The organism is Collinsella sp. LCP19S3_F2, assembly GCF_052121015.1.
Classification (GTDB): domain Bacteria; phylum Actinomycetota; class Coriobacteriia; order Coriobacteriales; family Coriobacteriaceae; genus Collinsella.
This window is the reverse complement of the sequence record NZ_JBQKFA010000019.1, coordinates 1-4359: the sequence shown is the minus strand read 5'-3', so window position 1 is coordinate 4359 and position 4359 is coordinate 1. Positions and strand designations below refer to the sequence as shown.

Below are 4359 nucleotides of genomic sequence, written 5' to 3'. Positions count from 1 at the left end.
TATTTAAATGGCGACATTGCTAATGCAGCTCGTTGTTTTGGATTGTATGATAAAGATAAAATCGTTGGTTTTATTGGAGTAATGCATTTCCCACACCCAAGAAATAAAAAAATTAAACGAGTTACAAGGCTTGTCATTTTACCCGATTACCAAGGCATTGGGCTTGGTACAAAATTTTTGAAATCAATTGCGACTTTTTATGCTAAGGAAGGATTTGATTTTAGAATAGTCACAAGTGCTAAAAATCTTATTTACGCACTGAATAAAAACCCTAACTGGAAATTAAAATCCTATGAAAAAGGGAAGACTCCAACTGGTAATTCAGCTATTAAACAATTAGCTAAAAATGCTAGAATTAACGTAAAAATAGCAAGTTTTCTTTTTGTAAAAAAAGATTAGATATTCTCTTGACCCGTTTAAAACTGTTCCTTATAATAAAAGAAAAGGAGTAAGGAAATGAACGAAAAAGAAAGCTATATTAAACAATTAAGACAGTTGATTTTAGAAGATGACAATTTAGCTTACGGGGAAAGTTTAGAGGAAGCTATTTATCGAATTGATAATCTTGTTATATACGGTGGCTTTTATCAAGGCATAAGAGGATACGATCACAATGAGTTGCTATTAGATAATGTAACTTGGAAAGAAATTATTAGTTGGGGAACAATTATAGTACCCGAAACAAAAGCATATATTTCAAATACACCAATAATTGATTTAGAAGAACTAGGCTATCAAATGTTGCCATTGGATGATAATCATATTGTGGGGTTCAAATAAATGAAAAAGACTAATGCAGTAATTTCAATAAATCCCCAATTCGTTGAACAAATAATGACAGGAAAGAAACATTTCGAATATAGAAAGTCGTTTTTCAAAGAAATTCCAGAAAGGTGTTATATTTATTCAACTAAGCCTGTAGGCAAAGTAGTTGGTTTTTTTACAATAAAACAAGTCTTGATAGATAATCCTGAAAAAATTTGGGAACTAACCTATAAAAAATCAGGAATATCAAGGGAGTTTTTTGATGAATATTATTTAAATAAGAATAAAGCTGTAGCAATTCAAATAGATAGGTTGTTTAAATTTAAACAGCCTAAACTCTATAAAGATATTGATGCAAATGGGAAAATACCACAATCATATAAAAGAATTTAAGAAGCTATTGCTTCTTTTTTTATTTTTTAAAGTAAGGAAGTGAGGCGATTGGCTAATGAAACAAACTTAATTCCGGCAAACAGGCGAAGTAAGAGCGAACTTAGAGAGATGACCCGGAAGGGCGGGATAAACTCGGGTCGTTCTCGTCGTAAAAAAGCAGACTTAAAAAAAGCATTTAATACTATCTTGCAAGCTGATGTCTCTAGTAATAAGGTAAAGCAGCAATTAGAAACCCTCGGTTTTGAAACAACCAACGAAATGGCTCTAGCCATGGTTATGATGCAGAAAGCCATGAAAGGCAATGTAAGAGCGTTTGAGCAAATAAGCAAACTGACGGCCACAGACGCTAAAGACGCACTTGACAAGAAAGAACAACGGGAGCGTATCAAGGCAATACAGTTGGAAAACGAAAAACGAAAAACGGCTCTCGAAGGCACCGAATCGCAAGAGGGTGCTATCGGTAGGTTGTTTGATAAGTTGGAGGAAGCCCTAAGTGAATCTTAATGGATTATATCATGATAAGCAGATCAGTATTTTAAAACGGGCTATGCGCGAAGACTGGTACATGATGATTAACCATGGGGCGGTCCGCGCTGGTAAGACTCAACTTGATAATGATTTATTTCTTATGGAATTGCGTAGGGCGAAAAGGAATGCTCTAAAGGACGGCATCAAAAAACCTATGTACATCCTTGGCGCAACCAGTGCTGGTACTTTACAGACAAACATCCTAAAAGAGTTAACAGAGAAATATGGCATTGATTTCAAGTTTGATAAACACGGAAATTTTACCCTATTTGGGGTGTACGTAGTCACAACCTTCACCGGCACAGTCGCGGGGTTAAGGTCAATCCGTGGTATGACGGCTTACGGAGCTTATATCAACGAAGCGACGTTGGCAAACAAGGAAGTGTTTGATGAAATCCGGAAGCGTTGTTCTGGGTTGGGCGCTCGTATTATTTGCGACACAAACCCAGATCACCCGAATCATTGGTTAAAAAAGGATTATATAGATAAGGCAGACAACAAGAGGATCATCTCAAATCACTTTACAGTGTTTGATAATATTTTTTTGAATCAAAGGTATATTGACAATCTCATCGCAACAACTCCAAGTGGAATGTTTACAGAGCGTGGTATCTATGGCCGTTGGGTTAGCGGTGAGGGAGCCGTTTACCGTGATTTCAAAGAAGATATGCTGGTATCCGACAAAGACATTCCGACAGACGACATCACAACCTATTACGCTGGTGTCGACTGGGGATACGAACACTACGGAACTATCATTGTCTGCGGACAAACAGCAGATGGACGGGTGTACCTCTTAGAGGAGCACTCGGCACAGTACCAAGAAATTGATTATTGGGTGGAGATTGCCAAAGATATAAAAACACGATTTGGCAATATTAAATTTTATGCTGATTCTGCCAGACCAGAACATGTATCTCGTTTTAAACGTGATGGAATTAGGTGTATAAATGCTGACAAATCTGTTTTAAGCGGTATTGAACAAGTGGCTAAGCTGATGAAGCAAGGTCGCTTTTTTGTTTGTTCTGAGAGGGTTAACAAGTTCAAGGACGAGATTTATCAGTATGTGTGGAATGAGAAAAATGGAGAGCCAGTAAAACAAAATGACGATGTGTTAGATGCTTTGAGATATGCAATTTATACGAGCAATAAATCTAGTGGCTGGCTCGTTTAGGAGGAGAAATGTTACAAACAGATAATATATCGGCACTTGTTGCCGAAGTGAAAAGGCTGGTCTCGAATGACCGTGGAAGCACTTTGAAAAAAGAGATGCAGACGGGTATCAATTACTACGAAGGTAAACACGATATTGCAAACTATCGTCTTTTTTATTTTAACAATGAGGGTGAAGTTGTTGAAGAAAAACACAGAAGTAACACACGGATTGCTCATCAGTATTTTACAGAGCTAGTTGACCAAAAAGTACAGTATCTGCTGTCCAATCCGATTGAGGTTACAACTGAGCAAACTGGATTGCAGGAATATCTAGATGAGTACGTCAACGAAGATTTCCAACTCATGTTACAAGAGTTAGTCGAGGGAGCAAGTCAGAAATCCTACGAGTATGCCTTTTGGAAAATTGATACTGATAATCGTTTACGGTTTAAAACTGCTGATGCTCTTAAAATCATTCCGATCTACAATGAATTTTACAACATAGACCAAATCATTTATTACTATGATGAACAAATTGTCAAAGATAACAAACAAAAGACTGTGACTAAAATCCAGTTATGGACAAAAGAAGAAGTCTTTTATTTTGTGCAGGAAGATGGTCAAGCGGTCAAGTTGGATAATTCGGCTGAATACAATCCTAAGCCACATCTACTAGCTCAAAAGGGCGAAGATAAGTTTGGCAAGGGCTACGGTCGTGTGCCATTCATCTGTCTGCAAAACAATCGTGGCAAGACTAACGACTTGCAACCTATCAAAGACCTTATTGATGACTATGATATGATGGCTTGTGCATTGTCAAATAACTTGATTGACTTTGACCACCCAATTTATGCAGTTAGAGGATACGAGGGCGACAATCTGTCTAGCTTAGTCACAAACCTCAAGACCAAGAAGACCGTGGGAGTTGGTGAAAACGGGGGCATTGATGTCATCACAACCAATATCCCTGTTGAAGCTCGTAAGGCTAAACTTGAGATAGATAAGGAAGCTATCTACAAGTTTGGTATGGGGTTTGACAGTTCTCAGACAGGTGACGGGAATATCACAAATGTAGTTATCAAATCAAGATACAGCCTACTCGATCTAAAATGTAACAAGATCGAAGTACGCTTGCGTGCAGTCATCAAAGAGATGTTACAACTGATTGTAGAAAACATCAACGAACTGCACGGCAAAAATTATGATGCTAGTAAAGTCGAAGTCGCAATTACAAGAGACGTCATGGCTAATAAAGAAGATAATGCTACCATTGCTAAGACGGAAGCCGAAACCAATCAGATTTTGATTAACAACATCATGACTGCAGCACAGCGACTTGATGACCGCACTGTTTTAGAATTGCTAGCAGGTATTTTGGAAGTTGACCCAGACGAAGTTGAGAAAGCACTGGAAGAGCAGGGGTATCAAACTGATTTCAACCAGTCTACGGAGGTGACAGATGACGAAGCTGAACAAATTCCAACAGGAAATAGAGAACCTGTTGCAGAAAGCGGACAA

6 protein-coding genes are annotated in these 4359 nt (G+C 38.0%); all 6 read left to right on the top strand.

Translation table 11 applies throughout. From position 1 onward, the window contains the following. A partial coding sequence (locus tag ACTQX9_RS09405; RefSeq protein ID WP_441541364.1) for a GNAT family N-acetyltransferase occupies positions 1–399 on the top strand: 399 nt, incomplete at its 5' end. Between the two features lie 57 nt (positions 400–456). Then, the gene (locus ACTQX9_RS09400) at positions 457–780 is read left to right on the top strand and encodes a hypothetical protein (RefSeq protein ID WP_441541362.1); all 324 of its coding nucleotides are present in this window, start codon (positions 457–459) and stop codon (positions 778–780) included. Next, a complete protein-coding gene (locus ACTQX9_RS09395) occupies positions 781–1158 on the top strand; it encodes an ASCH domain-containing protein (RefSeq protein WP_441541360.1) in 378 nt (125 codons plus the stop codon). Between the two features lie 48 nt (positions 1159–1206). Continuing rightward, positions 1207–1662 carry a hypothetical protein gene (locus ACTQX9_RS09390; RefSeq protein WP_441541358.1) on the top strand — a complete coding sequence of 152 codons (456 nt, stop codon included), beginning with the start codon at positions 1207–1209 and terminating at the stop codon, positions 1660–1662. Further along, positions 1652–2860, top strand: coding sequence for a PBSX family phage terminase large subunit (locus tag ACTQX9_RS09385; RefSeq protein WP_441541356.1), 1209 nt, complete (start codon positions 1652–1654; stop codon positions 2858–2860). Before ACTQX9_RS09390 ends, ACTQX9_RS09385 begins: the two co-directional genes overlap by 11 nt. A gap of 8 nt (positions 2861–2868) precedes the next feature. Further along, on the top strand, positions 2869–4359 hold a 1491-nt coding region (locus ACTQX9_RS09380), incomplete at its 3' end, for a phage portal protein (protein WP_441541354.1).

Bases quoted from the DNA above. Each gene is read 5' to 3' on its own strand.
- ACTQX9_RS09400 (WP_441541362.1), top strand. From the start codon at position 457: ATGAACGAAAAAGAAAGCTATATTAAACAATTAAGACAGTTGATTTTA.
- ACTQX9_RS09395 (WP_441541360.1), top strand. From the start codon at position 781: ATGAAAAAGACTAATGCAGTAATTTCAATAAATCCCCAATTCGTTGAA.